The organism is Flavobacterium sp. W1B (assembly GCF_047344965.1).
Lineage (GTDB): Bacteria > Bacteroidota > Bacteroidia > Flavobacteriales > Flavobacteriaceae > Flavobacterium.
In genome coordinates, this window is sequence record NZ_CP178845.1 from 1714908 (window position 1) to 1734944 (window position 20037).

Sequence of the window (20037 nt, forward strand, 5' to 3'; positions counted from 1 at the left end):
CTGGAAACTGTGACTTTTTTATTATAAAATAAAGTAAATTAATGGCAAAACCTTTATTTGAGATTTTAATTTTATTTTAAAAAAGGAAATGCTTATTTTTGCAGACTAATTTAATAAAAGTTCTTACAAGGTGGTAAATAGACGACACATACGCGTTAAAGTCATGCAATCCATTTATGCGATGCATCAAAATGGCTCTGATAATCTAGAAAAAGAAGAAAAATTCCTTTTTTATAGTATCGACAATATTCAAGATTTATACCTTACAATGATTTCTTCCTTGATGGAAATTTGTAAAAAAGAAACTATCTTTTTACATAAATCAAGTCTTAAGCATCTTGCAACTCCTGAGGAGCGCAAACCCAACGAAAAATTTATTAAAAACAGCATTTTTGAAATTCTTGCCGAGAATAATTCTCTAAGTATTGCTTTGGAAACACGCAAAATAGATACTTGGACATTAAATGACGATTATATTTTGTTGTTGCTTAATGCGGTTAAAGAAAGTAAAATCTATACGGATTACATGAGTAATCCAACGCGTTCTTTTGAAGAAGATAGACAGCTTATTGTAGATTTATTCATGGAAGTAATTGCGCCAAATGAAAAACTTTACGAATATTTAGAAGATGATAAACTAACTTGGATTGATGATATTCCATTGGTAAATACACACATCATCAAGCAATTGAAGGCTATGAAACCTATCATGGACGACAATTTTAAAGTGCCTAAAATTTACAAAGACAATGAGGATAAAGCTTTTGTGAAAGATTTGTTTAGAAAAACAGTTTTGAACGAGTCCGAATTAGCAAAAGAGTTTGTAGACAAAACGCCAAACTGGGATAGTGAAAGGATTGCTGAGGTAGATACTATTATACTTAAAATGGCTATTTGCGAATTTTTGAAATTCCCTTCAATCCCCGTAAAAGTTACTTTAAATGAATATTTAGAACTAGCTAAAGAGTATTCTACGCCAAAAAGTAGTATTTTTATCAACGGAATTTTGGATAATCTGGTTAAAGAACTGGAAACCAGTAAAAAATTAAATAAAACCGGTCGCGGTTTAATGTAATCAAGTAATAAATAAAAAAAGAATTTTAAATTATGGAACAATTAACTCAGTTTGCCCCTTTTTTATTAATGTTTGTAGTGATCTATTTCTTTATGATCAGACCACAACAAAAAAGAGCTAAAAACGAAAAAGAATTTGAAAATAGCTTAAAAGTAGGAGATAAAATCATTACTAAAAGCGGACTTCATGGTAAAGTTGCTGAGCTTGCAGATACTACAGTTGTAATTGAAACAATGGCAGGAAAATTGAAAATGGAGCGTTCTGCAATTTCTATGGAAATGAGTGCTGCTTTAGCAAAAAAATAATCCTAATTAGGATAGAAGATTGTAGCTTAAGCTAATAAAAAAGTCCCATGAAAATGGGACTTTTTTTATTTGTATTTTTCGTTCAAACTGATGTTTTTTAAAATCAAGGGTTTTATTTTTTCTATCCTCGAAAGTTTAGTTTCCTCTCTTTTGGCAGTTTCAATGTACTCTAAAAACTCCTGTTGTTTGTATGGTGTAAACTCTTGGAAGGCTTTAGCTAAAGTAAGATCTCGTTCAAATTCTTTATTTAAAAAACCAGAAACAATTGTTTCCTTCTTTTCTGGTTTGAATCGCTTTCCTTGTTTTTCATTTTCGATTGCTTCCAGAATGTAGTTCAAAACGTCTTTTTCATTGACTTCTTCTATTGATGAAAAACGCCATTGACGCAAAGATTTGGTGACACCTTCTTGCGCATTGACTAATACTTTTTTTTCGTCTTTTAAAAAAACGCCATTAAAAAACCAAACCGTAAAATAATTTTTAAAACCTCCTATGCCCAATACATTTTTACCGTTGAGGACATAAACAGTGCCGCCCCATTTTGTGGTTTCGACAAGTTCTGTTTTGTCAATAATTGATTTGAGGAATATTAATTCCTCAGACCAACTATTAACTTTGTCCCAAGTATGTGTATTGGTTTTTGGAGCTTCCAATTACTTTTTGTTTTTTGTTTTTTCTTTGTCTAGTCCAAAATCAGGCATTGTGGTCAATTCGGCAATTTTCACAATAACTTCAACCGCTTTTTGCATGCTTTCTACAGGAACATATTCGTATTTTCCGTGGAAATTATGTCCGCCGGCAAAAATATTTGGACAAGGTAAGCCTTTGTATGATAATTGACAACCATCTGTTCCGCCACGAATAGGTTTTATTAATGGTTTGATGTCAAGTTCTCTCATTGCCTTTTCGGCAATATCTACAATATGTTTTACAGGAGTTACCTTTTCTTTCATGTTGTAATATTGGTCTTTGATTTCGGCAATTGCAATATCTTCACCAAATTGTTTTGCAAATTTCTTATTGATTTTGCGAGTGATTTTTTCGATTAACTCTTTGCGTTTTTCGAATTTTTTCTTGCTGTGGTCTCTTATGATTAATTCTAAAACGGTTTCTTCGATGCTTCCGTTTAGGTGGTGAACGTGAAAAAATCCTTCATAACCTTTTGTTTCTTGTGGAGTTTCATCTTTTGGTAGGGCATTGATGAAATCATTAGCAATCAACATCGAATTGATCATTTTTCCTTTGGCGTAGCCGGGATGAACACTTTTTCCTTTGAATGTGATTTTGGCTCCAGCCGCATTAAAATTTTCATATTCTAATTCGCCTACTTGGCTTCCATCCATAGTATATGCCCAGTCAGCACCAAATTTATCTACATCAAAATGATGGGCTCCGCGACCAATTTCTTCATCGGGAGTGAAACCAACTCTGATTTTTCCGTGCTTGATCTCAGGATTGTTGATCAAGAATTCCATGGCTGTCATAATCTCAGTAATTCCGGCTTTGTCATCGGCGCCAAGCAAAGTTGTTCCGTCAGTAGTGATCAAAGTTTGTCCTTTGTAAAGCAATAGATCTTTGAAATAATTAGGAGACAAAACAATATTTTGATCTTTATTTAATACAATATCTTTTCCGTCGTAATTAGGAACGATTTGAGGTTTTACATTGGCACCTGTAAAATCAGGAGTGGTGTCAAAGTGAGAAATAAAACCAATGGTAGGTACTTCATGATCAACATTACTAGCTAAGGTAGCCATGATATAGGCCTTGTCATCAATGGTTACATCTTGCATACCAATAGCTTTTAACTCCTCAACTAATTTATTCGCTAAGTCCCATTGCTTTGCAGTACTTGGTGTTGTATTTGAATTTGGATCAGACTCTGTGTCAATCGTTACATAGCTGATGAAACGGTCTATAATATGTTGCATGTTTTTATTTTTTTTTACAAATATACTCAAATTTTCAGAAGCTATTTTTGGTAAACGATCAATATCATTATCAATATTTTTTTCTTAGCTAACGGTTTTATGTTTTGAGATTAGCTGGATGGAATGGAATACCCAAGAGCATTATTAGTTTTTATTCTTGAGCAGATTTTATTAAAAAGAAGCAAGCTATATTTCGATTTTTATTGTTAAATTTAATTTATGCCTAGTTTCATGGTTTTTGTAATAATCAAAAAGGTAAGGATATGTTTAATGAGATCAATTCATATCATCAAATAAGTTATCTAGGTGTTTTTCTTTGGTTTGTTTTTTTAGACCAATTAACTCCTATACCGGAAGAAGTAACTTTGCTGACCATTGGTTATATCGCGGAACGGCATTTGATAAATCCATATTATGCTGGTTTTTTAGCTTTTTTAGGTCTTACCATAATTGATAATATTTTTTATTGGTTAGCATTTTCTGGGAATAAAATAATTAATCGGCTTAAAAATGCAGTCAGTGAAAAACTGCAAATTAAGTATTCGAAAAAATTAGAGCAGAATCCGGTTAGAACCTTGTTAATATTAAGTTTTATTCCAAAAATAAGGTTTTTCAGTCCAATTTTTGCAGGTTTATTTCGAGTAAAGTGGAGCTTGTTTTTTTTAGTAAATGGACTAGGAACAATTGTTTTTGTAATAGTTTATATTGCAGTCGGAATGTTGTTTCATCATAGTTTAGAATATCTTTTAAAGGAACTTGAAATAATAAGACACTCCATTTTTGTAGGATTCATGATAGTTATAACCCTAATTGTTTTTTTTAGATTCAAGAATAAAGGGAAAGATTAGAGTTGGTATTTTATTAAATGAAGCAGCAATAAATAGAGCAATTTTAGTATTGAATGATTTTATTAAATGTTTCTTTTAAATTTTAAAAAAATAGATTCGTTTTTTTTGTAATTTTAGGTTTTAAAAATCTAAAAATCAAATCATTATGAAAAATTTATTTGTATTTGTAGTAGCTCTTATACTCTCTGTAGGAGTTGTGGCACAGGATAAAAAAATGGAAAAAAGCAAGATGCATGATTCTAAAATGGATCACATGAAAGAGCATTTAAAAATGAAAGACGGCAAAATGATGGTCATGAAAGATGGCAAAATGATGATGATGGAAAAAGAAATGACAATGAGTAATGGAACAATGGTTTATCCAGATGGTAAAGTGAAAATGAAAGATGGCAAAACGATGATGATGAAGAATGGTGACAAAATGGATATGAGCGGAATGATGCACGAAAACAAAATGAAGGATCATTTAAAAATGAAAGATGGCAAAATGATGGTCATGAAAGATGGTAAAATGATGATGATGGAAAAAGAAATGACAATGAGTAATGGGACAATGGTTTATCCAGATGGTAAGATGAAAATGAAAGATGGTAAAACGATGATGATGAAAAATGGTGATAAAATGGATATGAACGGAATGATGCACAAAAACAAGATGCACAAAGACAAAATGCATAAAGGAAAAGAGAAAATGGAGGGAATGGAAAAGAAATAAAATGAATTTAATGATAATAAAAAAAAGGGGTTTTAAAACCCCTTTTTTTTTGAAATTACCTTAATTTTCTTAAATTTTGTTCCGCTTTATCAAGTTGGGTTTGCAACTTATTGATTTTGATTTGTTGCTTGCTGATTCTAATATTTTCTTGTTCAATTTGAATTGGACTAAGCTTTTCTTTTGAGGTTTTTTGCTCAAGCCTTTTTTGTAGTTTAATTAAATCTTTCTCTTCATTTGAAATTTTTGTTTTTATCTTTCTAATTGATTCTTCACTTGAAAGAATTTTTTGCTGACGTTTGTCAAAAGCCTTTTTCTCTTTTTCAAAATCTTTTTTCTCCTTTTCTATTTTCTTAGCTTCTTTTAATGCCTTTTTCTCAGCATTTGCCTTGTCTTTGAGGATTTTGGCTTCTTTTTTTAATGCTTCTTTATCTGCAATCGGGGCTACAACTGGAGCCATTTTTATAGTGTCTTTAAATGCTATAGCTGCCTTTAAGGTATCATTTTTAACGTTTTGCGCAAAAAAGAGTTGAAAACTTGAAAGTAATATTATTGTAGAGAATAATTTTATGTTCATGATAGTTTGCTTTAAGTTTGGTAAAAGTTTTATTTTACTACAATATAAGAAGAATCCTTTTTATTTATGTGGTTAAAATTAAGTATTTTGAATATTTTGGAAGTTTCATCTTTAATAGCATATTCAAAATCAAAAAATCAAACTATAATAGTAGCATATTGTCACTGATTTTTTCTTTAGTATATTCATAGAAATGGGATTTTATATAACTATTTCTTTTATCCTATGATCAAAACAAATGCAGATGCGTAATTTTTTTTCTAAATATATAATTATCGTCTAGATAGTTTTACTTTTGCAGCACCAACACAACAACTATGTATAAATTAATAATTCGTCCGATACTTTTTTGTTTTGATCCAGAAAAAGTTCACTATTTCACTTTCTCATTAATCCGATTTACATCTAAAATTCCTGGATTTACATCTATTTTTAAATCACTTTATTTAGTTGACGACAAGCGATTGGAAACCGAAGTTTTTGGGTTAAAATTCAAAAACCCTGTAGGTATTGCCGCAGGTTTTGATAAAGATGCCAAACTGTATAAAGAATTATCCAATTTTGGTTTTGGCTTTATCGAAATAGGAACCTTGACACCAAAAGGGCAGGAGGGAAATCCAAAGAAACGTTTGTTTCGTCTGAAGGAAGATTCTGCTATCATTAATAGAATGGGTTTTAATAATGGTGGCGTTCTCGAAGCTGTGGAGCGATTAAAATCAAATAATGGCGTTTTAATAGGAGGGAATATCGGTAAAAATAAACTGACTCCAAACGAAGAAGCGACTTCGGATTATGAAATTTGTTTTGATGCTTTGTATGATTATGTTGATTATTTTGTGGTGAATGTGAGTTCTCCAAACACGCCTAATCTACGTGCTTTGCAAGACAAAGAACCATTGACACAATTGTTGCAAACGCTTCAAAATAAGAACTTAACTAAGCCTAAACAAAAGCCAATCTTGTTGAAAATTGCACCTGATTTGACTGACGAGCAATTGTTGGATATTATTGATATTGTGAAAGAAACTCAAATCGCGGGAGTAATTGCTACTAATACTACGATTTCTAGAGAAGGCTTACAATCTGAAAACAGAGCAGAAATGGGAGGTTTGTCAGGAAAACCGCTCACAAAACGGTCTACGGAAGTTATTCGTTTCCTATCTCAAAAAAGTAATAAAGCTTTCCCTATTATTGGAGTGGGAGGGATTCATTCAGCCGATGATGCTATCGAAAAACTAGAAGCAGGCGCAAGCTTGATTCAGTTGTATACCGGTTTTATTTATGAAGGGCCAGCCTTGGTGAAAGCCATTAACAAAAAGATTTTAAGTCGTTTGTAGGCTAATATTTTTGCAATTATAAAAAAGCGCAATTCTTTATCGAGGATTGCGCTTTTTCATTTCTTGTTAAAGTTTGTTTGTAAGAACCTTTGCCACTTTGCAACTTTTAGTATCTTTGAAAATCTATGGAGCCAATAAAAATTATAGAATGTCCGCGTGATGCCATGCAAGGTATTAAACCCTTTATTCCTACGGAAAGGAAGGTGTCTTATATACAGTCTTTGTTGCGAGTAGGATTTGATTCCATTGATTTTGGAAGCTTTGTTTCTCCAAAAGCGATTCCGCAAATGCAGGACACTGCAGCGGTTTTAGCACAACTAGATTTGTCGCAAACTAAGAGTAAATTACTAGCTATTATTGCCAATACGAAAGGAGCCGAAATTGCTTCTGAACATTCCGAAATTCAATATTTAGGTTTTCCGTTTTCTATTTCTGAGAATTTTCAGATGCGAAATACCCATAAAACCATAGCGGAATCCTTAATTACTTTAGAGGAAATTCTTGAAATTGCCGATAAGAGCAATAAGGAAGTAGTGGCTTATTTGTCTATGGGTTTCGGCAATCCGTATGGAGATCCTTGGAGTGTTGAGATTGTAGGAGATTGGACTGAAAAATTATCTAATATGGGAGTTAAAATACTCTCGCTCTCCGATACTGTTGGGAGTTCTACTCCGGACGTGATCCATTATTTATTTTCGAATTTAATTCCAAAATACCCCGGAATCGAGTTTGGTGCTCATTTGCACAGCACACCCGATAAGTGGTTTGAAAAAATTGATGCCGCTTATAAAGCTGGATGCCGACGCTATGACGGCGCCATTCAAGGATTTGGAGGTTGTCCCATGGCAAAAGATGATTTAACTGGAAATATGCCCACCGAAAAATTATTGTCTTATTTCACGGCCAATAAAGAAAATATTGGATTGAATCCATTAAGTTTTGAAAGTGCTTACAATGAGGCTTCTAAGTTGTTTGGCGAATTTCATTAAAAAACCAAATAGTATAAATTGGCAAAAAGCAGTTGAAAAGTATAATAATAAATTAATACTCCAAGCATTGTCAAAAGTATCAAATGTGTACTTTTAGCAATTATAATAGTTAAATGAAACGATACCAAATAAATAGAGTTTTAGGAATCTTATTGCTAGTCATAAGTTCTTTTTCCTGTAGCAGTGATTTGAATTTTGATCAGGTCAATGACTTAAAATTAAAACCTGTTGTTGTTGCAAACCTGAGTTATTTTGACGTTCCTGCCAATGCTTTTGTTGAGAATGGTATAGAGTATAATATGGCATTTGATGCTTTGGATTTTGATCTTTTTAGAGATAAATATTTTAGAAGTTATTTGCAAAGGGCCGATTTGTCTTTTGAAGTTAGCAATACCATAAATAGATCTTTTCAGATGGGTATCGTTTTAATGGATGAAAATGCCCAACCTATTTACACTATTCCATTTGATATTCCCACTTATTCAGGAAATGCGGTTGTTGTAAAGAAAACTGATGTTTTTCAAGGCTTAAAATTGGACTTATTAAAGAGTGCTAAAAAAATGGGATTTGTCATTGCTATGAATCCTGGTCCTGTTTTGAGTGAGAATAGTTTAGGGAATTTAAAATTGCGTTCTAGCGCTACCGTATATTTGACAATAGAATGAGAAAAGTGTATTTTTTTTTGCTTCTATTGGTATCGATTAGTTCCTTAGCCCAGAATAAACAGCTTTTGTATAATTTCACTTCTGTGCCTCAGTCTTTATTGACTAATCCGGGTGCCGATTTTAAGTATGAATATTATTTTGGAGTTCCATTACTTTCAGGGATTTCTGCAAATATGGGTTCGACCGGATTTTCTGCCTATAGTTTATTTGCCAATGATGGAGTTGATTTTAATACAAAATTACGTGATGTTGTTTTTTCGACTACAAGAAAAGATCATCTGGCACTAAATGAACAAGTCGAAATTTTTAACGGTGGTTTTAAATTAGGCGATTGGTTCGAAAACAAAGGATATATTTCCTTTGGCTTGTATCATGAGTTTGATTTCTTGAGCTATATGCCTAAAGATTTGGCGATACTTGCCTTAGATGGAAACAGAGATTATGTAGGGAAGGTATTTAATTTGGGGGATTTGAATGTAAAATCAGAGATGGTTTCTGTTTTGCATGTAGGTTATCATAAAAATGTATCCGAAAAACTGATCCTAGGTGCGAGAGCCAAGATTTACTCGAGTGCTTTTAATGCTACATCTACTAAGAATTCCGGTTATATTTATACCATTCCAGGTACAACAACTGCTTATGAACAAGTTATTTATTCCCGTTTAAAACTCAATACTTCCGGTATTTCCAAATACACGGCTGAGGATTATGATGGGGATGTGGTTAGTGATATCAGGAAAAAGGCTCTTTTTGGTGGCGATTTGGGACTTGGTTTCGATTTAGGATTCACTTATTATCCTCAAAAAAACGTACAGTTGACCGCCAGTATTATTGATGTTGGATTTATTAAACACAGCAAGGACGTAGAAAGCTATACTTATGAAGGAGTTTATAAATATGAAGGGATAAATCCTAATTTTATCAGTGGAGGCACCACAGCAAATATTTATGATGAATTTAAGGATGCCATTCCTTTGGATACTTTATTTACTAAATATACAACTTGGAGACCTACAAAATTGAATGCATCGTATCAGTATTCCTTTGGAACATCAAGTGACGAAGATTGTGTGTGTACCGGACAGGAAAAAGATTATAAAAATGCTGTAGGTGCACAGTTTTTTGCAATGAGTACACCTAGAACTCCAATCACTGCATTGACAGCTTATTACAGAAGAAGCCTTTTTAGTACGCTGCAAATGAAAGCGACTTATACCTTAGATAATTATTCTTCTAAAAATATTGGTTTGGGATTATCGGCTAATTTAGGAAAGTTCAATATGTATTTTATGGCGGACAACCTTTTGGAATATAAGGATGTTTCTAAAGCCAATAGTCTGTCCTTCCAATTTGGATTTAATTTTATTTTCAAGGATAATAATGAGCCTAATTAATACAAGTTTTTTTATTAGATGTTGATTTATATGCCTTTTTGAGTAGTTGTACATTCGTACGAAATAGTTTTCAAAATCAATAAAAGACTCTTTTTAAGCCCCTTATTTTGTGTCAATGCTTTTCTTGCGTTTTTTTAAATAAAAATAATTTGTTATATTTGCACGCAATTCAACTAGAAATTGCAACATGATAGCACACAGCTCAAAGATTATCGGCGAAGGTTTAACTTACGATGATGTATTATTAGTTCCTAACTACTCCAATGTGCTTCCTCGCGAAGTTAGCATTCAATCTAAATTTTCAAGAAATATAACGCTTAATGTTCCTATCGTAGCCGCTGCTATGGATACCGTTACCGAAAGTGCTATGGCAATTGCTATGGCTCAAGAAGGTGGAATAGGGGTTTTGCATAAGAATATGACTATCGAGCAACAAGCTGCCAAAGTACGTAAAGTAAAACGCGCCGAGTCAGGGATGATTATCGATCCAGTTACTTTACCGCTTACTTCTACTGTAGCTGATGCCAAAAATGCGATGAAAGAATTCGGAATTGGCGGAATTCCTATCGTTGATGAAAGTCAAATCTTGAAAGGAATTGTTACCAATCGTGATTTGCGTTTCGAAAAAAACAGTGCCAGACCTATTGTAGAGGTAATGACCAAAGAAAATTTGGTTACCGTTGCCGAAGGAACTTCTTTGGAACAAGCAGAAGTAGTTCTGCAAGGTCACAAAATTGAAAAACTTCCAGTGGTAAACAAAGACTATAAATTAGTAGGTTTGATCACTTTTAGAGATATCACTAAATTAACCCAAAAACCAATTGCCAACAAAGATGTTTTCGGACGTTTGCGTGTCGCGGCAGCTATTGGTGTTACTGGAGATGCGGTACAAAGAGCAGAAGCTTTAGTGAATGCTGGAGTCGACGCTATTATAATTGATACGGCTCACGGACATACCCAAGGTGTGGTGAATGTGTTGAAAGAAGTAAAAAGTAAATTTCCTCAAATCGATGTTATCGTAGGAAATATTGCTACTCCAGAAGCCGCTAAATTCTTAGTAGAAAATGGTGCCGACGGTGTAAAAGTAGGAATAGGACCAGGTTCTATTTGTACTACCCGTATCGTTGCAGGTGTTGGTTTTCCTCAGTTTTCTGCCGTTCTTGAAGTGGCAGCAGCAATCAAAGGAACGGGAGTTCCGGTAATCGCTGACGGTGGAATTCGTTACACAGGAGATATTCCTAAAGCAATTGCTGCAGGAGCTGATTGTGTGATGCTGGGATCGCTTTTGGCAGGAACCAAAGAATCTCCAGGAGAAACTATTATTTTCGAAGGAAGAAAATTCAAATCTTATAGAGGAATGGGTTCTGTTGAAGCCATGCAAGGTGGATCAAAAGACCGTTATTTCCAAGATGTAGAAGATGATGTGAAAAAACTGGTTCCGGAAGGAATTGTAGGTCGCGTGCCTTATAAAGGAGAATTGAACGAAAGTATGTTGCAGTTCATTGGCGGACTTCGTGCCGGAATGGGTTACTGTGGAGCTAAAGATATTCCTACTTTGCAGGAAACAGGACGTTTTGTTCGTATCACGGCAAGCGGTATCAACGAAAGTCACCCGCATAACGTTACTATTACTAAAGAAGCGCCAAATTATTCTAGATAATTTATCGTTTTAATTCATATAAAAAGGCTGTCTGAAGTATTGAAACTTTAGACAGCCTTTTTTGTTTGATAATCTTGATTCTTATTCTCTCAAAGTTAAAAACTTTGAATTATAGTTATGGGCACGGAATGCGATGCCGCTCTATCAGGAGGATTAAGAAGCTGTTTTTATCTGATAGATATCACTTTTAGTTACCTCTATAAGTCGAGTAACCGTAGGCCGAAAGTGTTATAGGAACGTGATAATGATTTCCGTCTTTTATTTGAAATACAACTTCAATAAAAGGGTAAAAACTATCGGTGTTATTTTTTTTAAAATAATCGCTAGTAAAATAAGTCAGTTTGTAAATTCCTAAATTCGGTTTTTCTGAAGGTAGAAAATCTGTAATTCGACCATTATTATCTGTAATTTTTTCATCAACAAAAGACCAAATTTTTGTCTGTTCATTGTATTTTTCTAATTTAATGCTAACTCCACTAGCGGGCATTCCTTTGGATACGTCCAAGATATGACTTGAAAGTTGGTAGGTTTTTTTTTGTGCAAATGTTACCGTTGAGAACAATGCAATAAGGATAATCAAGATTGATTTTTTCATTTTTCTATTTTTTTTAATTTAATTATTTTGTTGTTGTAATTCCAAGTTCAGGTATAGTGGCCGATTTTGCGATTAAATCATCATTTTCAGGACTTCCGCCTCCCGATACGCCAATACTACCAATGATATTTCCCTTAAACCAAATAGGAACTCCACCACTAAGTAGCAGTAATTCAGGAAGGCTATTTAAATTTTTTGTGTCTGGATTAGCATCTGCATTTCGCAACAATAGTAGAGTAGGGGTTTTGGTAGATAAAGCAGTAAAAGCTTTCCTTCTGGAAGCTTCGGTATTGTGCGGGCCAACTTGGTCACCGCGCGTTATCAAAATAGTAGTTCCAGAAGCATCTAGAATCGCTATGGAGATGTTTTTGTTTAAGGAGTTTGCCGTTTGATTAACACGTTTTGTTATTTCTAAGGCAGCTTCTAAAGTTAAATTATCAACAGACTTTACATAACTGTCAATTGAAAGTTGCGGTTTTTTTGTTTCAACCTTATTTTGGCCATAACTAATAGTTGAAATAGTCATTATAAGTAAGAATATAGTTTTCATGTTAAATTATTTTCAACAAAGTTAGCCTATTCAAAGCTCAAAAGCGTTGACATAGGTCAACGTTTTTGAGCTTTGATTCTATTCGGCTTAGCGTTAAAAGGAGATATTCCTAAAGTAATTGCTGCAGGAGCTGATTGTGTGTTGCTAGGATTACTTTTGGCAGGAACCAAAGAATCTCCACAGCAGAGACTTTTATTTTCGAAGGAAGAAAATTCAAATCTTATAGTGGAATGAGGTCTGTTGAAGCGATGCAAGGCGGATCAAAAGACCGTTATTTCCAAGATGTAGAAGAGGATGTGAAAAAACGGGTTCCGGAAGAAATTTAGGCCGTGTACCTTACAAAGGAGAATTGAACGAAAGTATGCTAGAGTTCATTGGCGGACTTCGTGCCAGAATGGGTTTGTGGTTCTAAAGAAGCGCCAAATTATTCTAGATAATTTATCGTTTTGATTCATATAAAAAAGCTGTCTGAAGTGTTCGAACTTTAGACAGCTTTTTTTGTTTGATAATCTTTATTTTTTTTCTTTTAAAGTTAAAACTTTAAATATACTTATGGGCACGGAATGTAATTCCGTGCTATCGGTTTTTTCCTGTTTCAGTACTCTATAGCTTATTTTTTTCAAAAGAAAACTCAACCTCAGAAATTGATTCGATTGATTTGATTTCTCCTTTTTTATCAAGAAATATTTTTCCGTATTTTGGTAGTGTTTTTGATGATTTCGCAATTGAAGGGTCAACTAATGGAGTAGCCTCGATTACAATTCTTTGTTGTCCGTAGATATAAGGAATCCACCAAAATTTAGAATAAACTACTCCGTCTAAAAGTGCAACACAGCCAGGGATTCCATCGATTGTATTGTTAATGGCTTGATCAATTTTGATTTTCCTTGTCGGTATGAAAATAATAATACTTGTTTTATCTTCTCCTTTAGTTCTTTCTGAAGCTTTTTCTAATGAACTTAATTTTTCAAGCTCAATATTCTTCGTAGATACGAGTGTGAAATTGAATAGGTTTTGAGAGCAACTTGTTAAAATTATACTTGTTAATATAACAATGGATAGTTTTTTCATATTTATTATTTTTGATTTATTTTACGTTTAAGTTACACATACACACACAACGTTCTAGTTGCATAATGTAATTCCGCGTAATCGGTAAACTTTAGACAGCTTTTTTTTGTTTGTAATACAATAATTTGAATTTAATCTCAATTTTATATTTTAAAAGAATTTTATTTTTTGTTAACCAGTGTTTCAATATCTAGATTTAAAGTTAAATATGCGCCGATGAATTGGTTGTTGACATTATTCGATTTTGAAAATGGTTGAAATTCATAATCTAACTTGGTTTCGATATCTATAATTTGGAAAATGCGTTGACCAAAGCCTAATTGTAATCCAGTTGTTGAATTTTCAAATATTTCTTTTGAATCAATTCCATTACTATTTTTAGCTTTCGTTAGAAATGCTATTTTTGGACCTAAAAGCATATAGAACCCTTTCCTATATTCGTTTCCAAAATCGTATTTTAAATTAGGACTAATTTCTAAATAATTTAATTTGAAATTTTCTAATGAAGAATAATATCCAGTTTGTTTTTCAGTTTGTTTTTTAGTTAATGTTAGTCCCGTTTTTATTCCAAGATTATTGTTAAAGTTATATTCAATATATCCTCCCATTGTTGGATTAATTATTTGTTTAGAATCTGAAAATTGATTTAAGCCGCTAGTACTCCATACTCCCGAAATATTTGTTCCTAATATTATTCCGTAAGAGAGCTCTTGACAAAATGATTGTAAACTAATTAAAAGTAATATAGTAATAAGATGTTTTTGTTTCATTTTTTAATTGATTAGTTTTCTGTAAAAATATAAAAAATATACTACAATTTATTCATGATTTTATTTTTTAGGATAATATGGGTTTGTTGGTATATTATTTGTTTTTTAGTTCTTTAGAAAAAAAGTTTTTGTCTACTTGAGGGATAGTAACGACATCTTCTTTCAAATTAGAAAAACTTGGATTCGATCCTAGATTTGCTGATAGTAAGTGGGTTATGCCTAATTTAATGAAAACAAAAAAGTGAATCAGATTTCAGAAATCCGATTCACTTTTCATCAAAGTCATTTTGCGAAATTTATTCTTGGAATAAGTTTGCCATTAATTTCTTGTCGCCTACCACCCAAAGAATGTCGTTTTTCTCTAAGATTAAATTCGATTCGGGATTCAGTATTCGTTTTCCACTGCGTTCAATCCCTACGACCATTCCATTGGTTTTTTCTCTTAACTGAGATTGGCGGATGCTCTTACCAATGAACTCATTTTCTTTATTTAGTTCCAGTTGTTGTAAGATGATTTGCTCTTCTTTTACGGTATCGGGAACTTCTATTTCGTTTTGGTGTAAGTAGTTTTTAAATTCTTCAACCTGAGCATCAGTTCCGATGACACAAATCTCGTCGCCTGGAAACAAACGCTCTTTTCCATTTGGGATTTTTACCATGATTTCCCCTCTTTTGATAAAGGCAATATTGATTCCCATTTGTTCTCTAATGCGCAATTTCTCTAGGGTTTTACCGGCGATATTAGATTCTTTGGCAACCTCAAATGTAGTCATGTGTCCGTCCCAAGGTGTCAAATTAGCATAACGGCGTTCAACTTTAGTGACTTCTCTATCATTAAGATTTTTTAGGAAATGATTTTCAATTTTTTGGTATTGCATGTGTAATTTCTTTGGAAAGAATAAATAAACGGCAATGGCAATAATCAATGCAATAAAAGCAATTCCTGGTGAGAAAAAGATATTCAATAAGAAACCGATATAGAAAATAGCTAGTCCAATTCGTAATAAAATCATCATGATGATTGGACCTCTGTACTTGCGTTCGCTCAATAAAATTTGCACTTCTTTGACAGCTACACGTCTTAATGATAATGCCCATAAAAATGGTGAAATAGCAATAATAGTGATCAAGGCAGCAATAGCATTCCCAAATTTAGAATGCTCTACTAAAGGCAAAATAAATTTAGATGACAGCAGAATGATGGCCGTAATGATGATGGTATGAAGGATAACTTGAACCATATAGGCTCTTATAACCACTTGCCAAGTGCTCACTGATTTTATAGATTGGGTATTGGCACTGTAACGAGCAATGTTTTTTAGCCATTTTCGGGGTAACTTTCGCTCTAATAATTCTGAAAAAGGAACCGCCAATTTTATCATAAACGGGGTGGTAAATGTGGTTACCGCCGATACTGCAACCACTATAGGGTATAAGAATTTGCTGGTAACATTCATTGACATTCCCAAAGTGGCAATGATAAAGGAGAATTCCCCAATTTGGGACAAACTCATTCCTGTTTGAACTGATTGTTTTAGTGGCTGTCCTGAAATTAATGCACCAATGGTCGAACTTATTGATTGTCCAAACAAGACTACAAAAGTAAGAAACACCACGGGCAAAGCGTATTCATATAGCATATTCGGATCGATTAACATTCCTACAGATACAAAGAAAATAGCTCCAAATAAATCTTTTAAAGGTTTTATCAGGTGTTCAATATGTTCTGCTTGTGTAGTTTCGGCTATAATAGATCCCATGATAAAGGCACCTAAAGCTGGAGAGAAACCAACGTTGGAAGCTAGGATAACCATCATTAAGCACAAAGCCAGTGAGACAATTAGCATCATCTCATCCGTCAATAAATGTTTTGCTTTTTTTAATAAAGTAGGGATGAAAAAGATTCCTCCCACAAACCAAGCGATCAAGAAAAAAACCAGTTTTAATACTGAAAATAATAATTCACTCCCCGAAAATTGTTGACTCACTGCAACCGTTGATAGTAATACCATCATCAAAATGGCAACAATATCCTGAACAATGAGGGAACCAATTACGATTCCGGCAAATTTTTGGGCTTTGACACCTAGTTCATCAAAGGTTTTCAGAATGATGGTTGTGGACGATATGGAGAGAATTACACCAAGAAAAATACAGTCCATTTCTTTCCAACCCAACCATTTTCCGGCCATGAAACCAAAGACTAACATGACGGCAATTTGGGTAATGGCGGTTATAGATGCCGTTCCGCCTACTTTCATCAGCTTTTTAAAGCTGAATTCGAGACCCAAACTGAATAATAAAATGATTACACCAATTTCTGCCCAGACTTCTACACTCTTGATATCTTTTATCGAAGGGAAAAAATCAAAATGGTTTCCCGCCAAAAAACCTGCAATCAGATAGCCAAGGACTAAAGGTTGTTTTAGTTTTTTAAAGAGTAGTACGGCTATTCCGGCGGTCATTAAGATTAAACCTAAATCGCTAATTAAGGGTTCTAAATGTTGAGTAACTTGAGCTGCGGTTGTGGCAGTATCCATAAATGTTTGTTTTTTTAATTTTTACTTTTAACGATGTTGTACGATTAAAAGTGATTTTGTTTTAAAAAAAAATATAATTCCGGTAGAACAGGAAAACTATATTTACTTTAAATTATATAATTCGGATAGAGTGTAGAACTTCATATTATTCTGTTTTACATATTTACATATAAGTTCTAATGTTTCTATTTTGGTTTGATAATTTACGGTCACGTTTTTTACGGGTTTGTGACCAATAAGAATCAATATTTTATTATTCTGTTTTGCGTAATTCAGTAATTTAAAAAGGTAGGAAAGGTTAAACTGAAAATGTTTACTGTCAATGTCTATCCCAAAAACAATTCGGGTTTTATTGTAAAAACAATTCTGTTTAGAAGGATTTTCCAAACCATGGGTTATTCCTCTCAGGATTTTGAATTTGCTTAAAAGAGCAGTATCAATAGTTGTATTTCGGGCTCCATAAGGGTAAGCAAATGAATTTACTTTTAAGGAATAAAAATCCATCAAATCGAGCATGGGATTTATTTCTTTATCGATATAAGCATCTGTTCCGTATTGCTTAACAAATAAGTTTGCTTTGAGATGATTAAGGCTGTGGCCGGCAATTTCATGTCCTTCTTTTTGCAACTCTAACAGTTTTGCAATTTCTGAACGATTCAAAGTGTTTATTTTAGAAACACAAAATGTAGCTTTCCAGGAATAGCTGCTTAGTATTTTGTCCGCCTGAAACCATTCGTTGACTGTAGCGTCATCAAATGTTAATACAATACCGGGCTGGAGAGAGGATTTACTTTCTTTACTAAGTTTTTTATTTTCACAGGAAAATAAAAAAAAAGTACAAAGTAATATGAATTTCAAAAATATACTTTTCATGTTACCTTGTACTTTATGAGTTAAATTTTTTTATATCCCCAAGAAATTGCTGGGTGTAATTTGCATTAATTCAGTTCTAATTTCCTCTGAAACATCCAATGTGGCAATGAAGTTATGAATTGCTTTCTTATCGATTGCTTCATTGGTTCTCGTCAGTCCTTTCAGCGCTTCATAAGGGTTTGGATAGGCTTCACGACGCAAAATAGTCTGAATCGCTTCGGCAACAACTGCCCAGTTTTTCTCTAAATCTTCATGAAATTTAGGCTCGTTCAATAACAATTTGTTTAATCCTTTCAAAGTAGCTTCAAAAGCGATTAAAGTATGTCCCATAGGAACTCCAATGTTTCTTAAAACCGTACTGTCTGTCAAATCGCGTTGCAATCTTGAAACGGGTAATTTAGCAGATAGATGTTCGAAAATCGCGTTGGCAATTCCTAAATTTCCTTCGGAGTTTTCAAAATCAATCGGGTTTACTTTATGTGGCATCGCAGAAGATCCGATTTCTCCGGCTTTGATTTTTTGTTTGAAATATTCCATCGAAACATAGGTCCAAATGTCTCTGTCTAAATCGATGATAATGGTGTTGATTCTTTTTAATGCATCAAAAAAGGCTGCAAAATGATCGTAATGTTCAATTTGAGTCGTTGGGAAAGAATGGTGTAAGCCTAGATTTTCTTCAACAAATTTTCCGCCAAATTTCCTCCAGTCAATTTGTGGATAAGCCACGTGATGGGCATTGTAATTTCCGGTTGCTCCGCCAAATTTAGCCGCAAAAGGAACGTTGAATAACAAACGCATTTGCTCTTCTAAACGCTCTACAAATACCGCAAGTTCTTTACCCAAACGAGTAGGCGAAGCCGGCTGTCCGTGTGTACGGGCAAGCATTGGAACGTCCTTCCATTCGATACTTAATTCTTTCAATTTTGATGTCAAAGTAATCAAAGAAGGCATGTACACTTTCTCAAAAGCTTCTTTGGTAGAAAGCGGAATCGCCGTATTGTTGATATCCTGAGAAGTCAATCCAAAATGGATGAACTCTTTGTATTGCGATAAACCTAATTTTTCAAAAGCGTCTTTGATGAAGTACTCCACCGCTTTTACGTCGTGGTTGGTTACTTTTTCAGTTTCTTTGATCCAAAGTGCGTCTTCGGTAGAGAAATTTTTATAGATGTTGCGTAAACTGTCAAATAAGTTAGGGTTTACTTCTTTTAATTGTGGCAAAGGAACTTCGCACAAAGCAATGAAATATTCAATTTCAACTAATACGCGGTATTTTATTAAAGCTTCTTCAGAGAAAAAAGGAGCCAGTGAAATAGTCTTGTTTCTATATCGTCCGTCAATTGGAGAAATAGCATTCAATTCGTTTAAAGTAGTCATTGTTTTGTTGTTTGTTCGAAAACCACAAATATAAACTTTTAGAAGCAAAATCGAAAAGGAATGGTTTCTTAAATAGTTAAAATAAGCTTGTTTTTTAGAGTTTTCATTCCTTTAGAGGCTATTTCGGGTATTATTTCGAGTGGATTTCTTAGATTGGGAATCTTAATGGGTTTTGGGTCAATGTAAAAAATAGGAACATTCGAACGGGTGAAATCAATTAATCCTGCCGCAGGATAAACTTGTAACGAGGTGCCTATCACGGCAAAATAATCAGCAGTTTTTGTAATAGCGATGGCTTCGTCCAGCGCAGGGACTTCCTCGCCAAACCAAACAATATGAGGGCGTAATTGGTTTTTGTTTTTATCCAAATCGCCAAAATTCAAATCTTCAGTCCAATTAAGAATATAATCAGCATTTTTGGAGCTTCTCACTTTTAACAATTCGCCGTGCAAATGCAGGACATTCGTACTTCCGGCGCGTTCGTGCAAATCATCGACATTTTGGGTGATTACATATACGTCGAATTCATTTTCTAGTTCGGCCAAAATTTGATGTCCTAAATTGGGTTGTACTTCCTTGAGTTGCTGTCTTCTTTTGTTGTAAAAATCAAGAACTAATGCCGGATTTTTTTGCCAGCCTTCTGGTGTGGCAACATCCATTACGTTATGACCTTCCCAAAGTCCATCGCTGTCGCGAAAGGTTTTGATGCCGCTTTCGGCGCTGATTCCCGCTCCGCTTAGAACTACTAATTTCTTTTTCATTTTTATG

At 33.7% G+C, this 20037-nt stretch carries 20 protein-coding genes and 1 pseudogene; 10 read left to right on the plus strand and 11 right to left on the minus strand.

What is annotated here, in order from left to right; all coding sequences use genetic code 11:
- The first annotated feature begins 163 nt into the window (after positions 1 to 163).
- Both nusB and yajC read left to right on the plus strand, forming a co-directional pair.
- Positions 164 to 1075 (plus strand): transcription antitermination factor NusB, encoded by a 912-nt coding sequence (gene nusB / locus ACMDB5_RS07440; RefSeq protein ID WP_413997634.1) that lies wholly within the window; start codon positions 164 to 166, stop codon positions 1073 to 1075.
- A gap of 32 nt (positions 1076 to 1107) precedes the next feature.
- On the plus strand, positions 1108 to 1380 hold the full coding sequence (yajC, locus tag ACMDB5_RS07445; protein ID WP_413997635.1) for a preprotein translocase subunit YajC: 273 nt from the start codon (positions 1108 to 1110) through the stop codon (positions 1378 to 1380).
- Between the two features lie 65 nt (positions 1381 to 1445).
- Here yajC and ACMDB5_RS07450 read toward each other — a convergent pair whose 3' ends face one another.
- Both ACMDB5_RS07450 and pepT read right to left on the minus strand, forming a co-directional pair.
- On the minus strand, positions 1446 to 2033 hold the full coding sequence (locus ACMDB5_RS07450; RefSeq protein WP_413997636.1) for a YdeI/OmpD-associated family protein: 588 nt from the start codon (positions 2031 to 2033) through the stop codon (positions 1446 to 1448).
- Positions 2034 to 3311, minus strand: coding sequence for a peptidase T (gene pepT / locus ACMDB5_RS07455; RefSeq protein WP_413997637.1), 1278 nt, complete (start codon positions 3309 to 3311; stop codon positions 2034 to 2036). It abuts the gene before it with no gap.
- Between the two features lie 263 nt (positions 3312 to 3574).
- Between pepT and ACMDB5_RS07460 the strand changes: the two genes are divergently transcribed.
- Both ACMDB5_RS07460 and ACMDB5_RS07465 read left to right on the plus strand, forming a co-directional pair.
- Positions 3575 to 4159: a DedA family protein gene (locus ACMDB5_RS07460; RefSeq protein ID WP_413997638.1), complete on the plus strand. Its 585-nt coding sequence runs from the start codon at positions 3575 to 3577 to the stop codon at positions 4157 to 4159.
- A 145-nt stretch (positions 4160 to 4304) separates the two neighbouring features.
- Positions 4305 to 4874 carry a DUF6799 domain-containing protein gene (locus ACMDB5_RS07465; protein ID WP_413997639.1) on the plus strand — a complete coding sequence of 190 codons (570 nt, stop codon included), beginning with the start codon at positions 4305 to 4307 and terminating at the stop codon, positions 4872 to 4874.
- A 55-nt stretch (positions 4875 to 4929) separates the two neighbouring features.
- Here ACMDB5_RS07465 and ACMDB5_RS07470 read toward each other — a convergent pair whose 3' ends face one another.
- Positions 4930 to 5448 carry a hypothetical protein gene (locus tag ACMDB5_RS07470; protein ID WP_413997640.1) on the minus strand — a complete coding sequence of 173 codons (519 nt, stop codon included), beginning with the start codon at positions 5446 to 5448 and terminating at the stop codon, positions 4930 to 4932.
- Between the two features lie 317 nt (positions 5449 to 5765).
- Between ACMDB5_RS07470 and ACMDB5_RS07475 the strand changes: the two genes are divergently transcribed.
- From ACMDB5_RS07475 to guaB, 5 genes are all read left to right on the plus strand, one after another.
- Positions 5766 to 6785 (plus strand): quinone-dependent dihydroorotate dehydrogenase, encoded by a 1020-nt coding sequence (locus ACMDB5_RS07475; RefSeq protein ID WP_413997641.1) that lies wholly within the window; start codon positions 5766 to 5768, stop codon positions 6783 to 6785.
- 125 nt (positions 6786 to 6910) lie between these two features.
- A complete protein-coding gene (locus ACMDB5_RS07480; protein ID WP_413997642.1) occupies positions 6911 to 7774 on the plus strand; it encodes a hydroxymethylglutaryl-CoA lyase in 864 nt (287 codons plus the stop codon).
- A gap of 113 nt (positions 7775 to 7887) precedes the next feature.
- The gene (locus ACMDB5_RS07485) at positions 7888 to 8439 is read left to right on the plus strand and encodes a hypothetical protein (RefSeq protein WP_413997643.1); all 552 of its coding nucleotides are present in this window, start codon (positions 7888 to 7890) and stop codon (positions 8437 to 8439) included.
- A 65-nt stretch (positions 8440 to 8504) separates the two neighbouring features.
- Positions 8505 to 9833, plus strand: a complete 1329-nt coding sequence (locus ACMDB5_RS07490; RefSeq protein WP_413997644.1) for a DUF5723 family protein — start codon at positions 8505 to 8507, stop codon at positions 9831 to 9833.
- A 187-nt stretch (positions 9834 to 10020) separates the two neighbouring features.
- Entirely contained in the window at positions 10021 to 11493 is a 1473-nt protein-coding gene (gene guaB, locus ACMDB5_RS07495) for an IMP dehydrogenase (RefSeq protein WP_413997645.1), read from the plus strand.
- Between the two features lie 187 nt (positions 11494 to 11680).
- Here guaB and uraH read toward each other — a convergent pair whose 3' ends face one another.
- Both uraH and ACMDB5_RS07505 read right to left on the minus strand, forming a co-directional pair.
- Positions 11681 to 12088, minus strand: coding sequence for a hydroxyisourate hydrolase (uraH, locus tag ACMDB5_RS07500; RefSeq protein ID WP_413997646.1), 408 nt, complete (start codon positions 12086 to 12088; stop codon positions 11681 to 11683).
- Between the two features lie 22 nt (positions 12089 to 12110).
- Positions 12111 to 12638 (minus strand): heme-binding protein, encoded by a 528-nt coding sequence (locus ACMDB5_RS07505; RefSeq protein ID WP_413997647.1) that lies wholly within the window; start codon positions 12636 to 12638, stop codon positions 12111 to 12113.
- 84 nt (positions 12639 to 12722) lie between these two features.
- On the opposite strand from ACMDB5_RS07505, the pseudogene ACMDB5_RS07510 reads away from it, so the two are divergent.
- A pseudogene (locus ACMDB5_RS07510) lies at positions 12723 to 13038 on the plus strand (IMP dehydrogenase); the annotation flags it as partial.
- Positions 13039 to 13241: 203 nt separating this feature from the next.
- Here ACMDB5_RS07510 and ACMDB5_RS07515 read toward each other — a convergent pair.
- The 6 genes from ACMDB5_RS07515 to ACMDB5_RS07540 form a co-directional block, all read right to left on the minus strand.
- A complete protein-coding gene (locus tag ACMDB5_RS07515; RefSeq protein ID WP_413997648.1) occupies positions 13242 to 13709 on the minus strand; it encodes a hypothetical protein in 468 nt (155 codons plus the stop codon).
- Positions 13710 to 13870: 161 nt separating this feature from the next.
- Positions 13871 to 14479 (minus strand): porin family protein, encoded by a 609-nt coding sequence (locus tag ACMDB5_RS07520; RefSeq protein ID WP_413997649.1) that lies wholly within the window; start codon positions 14477 to 14479, stop codon positions 13871 to 13873.
- A gap of 296 nt (positions 14480 to 14775) precedes the next feature.
- Complete coding sequence (locus ACMDB5_RS07525) at positions 14776 to 17019, minus strand: cation:proton antiporter (protein ID WP_413997650.1); 2244 nt, start codon at positions 17017 to 17019, stop codon at positions 14776 to 14778.
- A 102-nt stretch (positions 17020 to 17121) separates the two neighbouring features.
- Positions 17122 to 17892: a polysaccharide deacetylase family protein gene (locus tag ACMDB5_RS07530; RefSeq protein WP_413997651.1), complete on the minus strand. Its 771-nt coding sequence runs from the start codon at positions 17890 to 17892 to the stop codon at positions 17122 to 17124.
- A 30-nt stretch (positions 17893 to 17922) separates the two neighbouring features.
- Positions 17923 to 19269, minus strand: a complete 1347-nt coding sequence (gene purB, locus ACMDB5_RS07535) for an adenylosuccinate lyase (protein ID WP_413997652.1) — start codon at positions 19267 to 19269, stop codon at positions 17923 to 17925.
- 68 nt (positions 19270 to 19337) lie between these two features.
- Positions 19338 to 20030 carry an SIR2 family NAD-dependent protein deacylase gene (locus tag ACMDB5_RS07540; protein ID WP_413997653.1) on the minus strand — a complete coding sequence of 231 codons (693 nt, stop codon included), beginning with the start codon at positions 20028 to 20030 and terminating at the stop codon, positions 19338 to 19340.
- Between the last annotated feature and the right edge of the window lie 7 nt (positions 20031 to 20037).

Coding starts and splice junctions, on each gene's coding strand:
- nusB (WP_413997634.1), top strand. CDS start 164: ATGCAATCCATTTATGCGATGCATCAAAATGGCTCTGATAATCTAGAA.
- yajC (WP_413997635.1), top strand. CDS start 1,108: ATGGAACAATTAACTCAGTTTGCCCCTTTTTTATTAATGTTTGTAGTG.
- pepT (WP_413997637.1), bottom strand. CDS start 3,311: ATGCAACATATTATAGACCGTTTCATCAGCTATGTAACGATTGACACA.
- ACMDB5_RS07460 (WP_413997638.1), top strand. CDS start 3,575: ATGTTTAATGAGATCAATTCATATCATCAAATAAGTTATCTAGGTGTT.
- ACMDB5_RS07465 (WP_413997639.1), top strand. CDS start 4,305: ATGAAAAATTTATTTGTATTTGTAGTAGCTCTTATACTCTCTGTAGGA.
- ACMDB5_RS07470 (WP_413997640.1), bottom strand. CDS start 5,448: ATGAACATAAAATTATTCTCTACAATAATATTACTTTCAAGTTTTCAA.
- ACMDB5_RS07475 (WP_413997641.1), top strand. CDS start 5,766: ATGTATAAATTAATAATTCGTCCGATACTTTTTTGTTTTGATCCAGAA.
- ACMDB5_RS07480 (WP_413997642.1), top strand. CDS start 6,911: ATGGAGCCAATAAAAATTATAGAATGTCCGCGTGATGCCATGCAAGGT.
- ACMDB5_RS07485 (WP_413997643.1), top strand. CDS start 7,888: ATGAAACGATACCAAATAAATAGAGTTTTAGGAATCTTATTGCTAGTC.
- guaB (WP_413997645.1), top strand. CDS start 10,021: ATGATAGCACACAGCTCAAAGATTATCGGCGAAGGTTTAACTTACGAT.
- uraH (WP_413997646.1), bottom strand. CDS start 12,088: ATGAAAAAATCAATCTTGATTATCCTTATTGCATTGTTCTCAACGGTA.
- ACMDB5_RS07505 (WP_413997647.1), bottom strand. CDS start 12,638: ATGAAAACTATATTCTTACTTATAATGACTATTTCAACTATTAGTTAT.
- ACMDB5_RS07515 (WP_413997648.1), bottom strand. CDS start 13,709: ATGAAAAAACTATCCATTGTTATATTAACAAGTATAATTTTAACAAGT.
- ACMDB5_RS07520 (WP_413997649.1), bottom strand. CDS start 14,479: ATGAAACAAAAACATCTTATTACTATATTACTTTTAATTAGTTTACAA.
- ACMDB5_RS07525 (WP_413997650.1), bottom strand. CDS start 17,019: ATGGATACTGCCACAACCGCAGCTCAAGTTACTCAACATTTAGAACCC.
- ACMDB5_RS07530 (WP_413997651.1), bottom strand. CDS start 17,892: ATGAAAAGTATATTTTTGAAATTCATATTACTTTGTACTTTTTTTTTA.
- purB (WP_413997652.1), bottom strand. CDS start 19,269: ATGACTACTTTAAACGAATTGAATGCTATTTCTCCAATTGACGGACGA.
- ACMDB5_RS07540 (WP_413997653.1), bottom strand. CDS start 20,030: ATGAAAAAGAAATTAGTAGTTCTAAGCGGAGCGGGAATCAGCGCCGAA.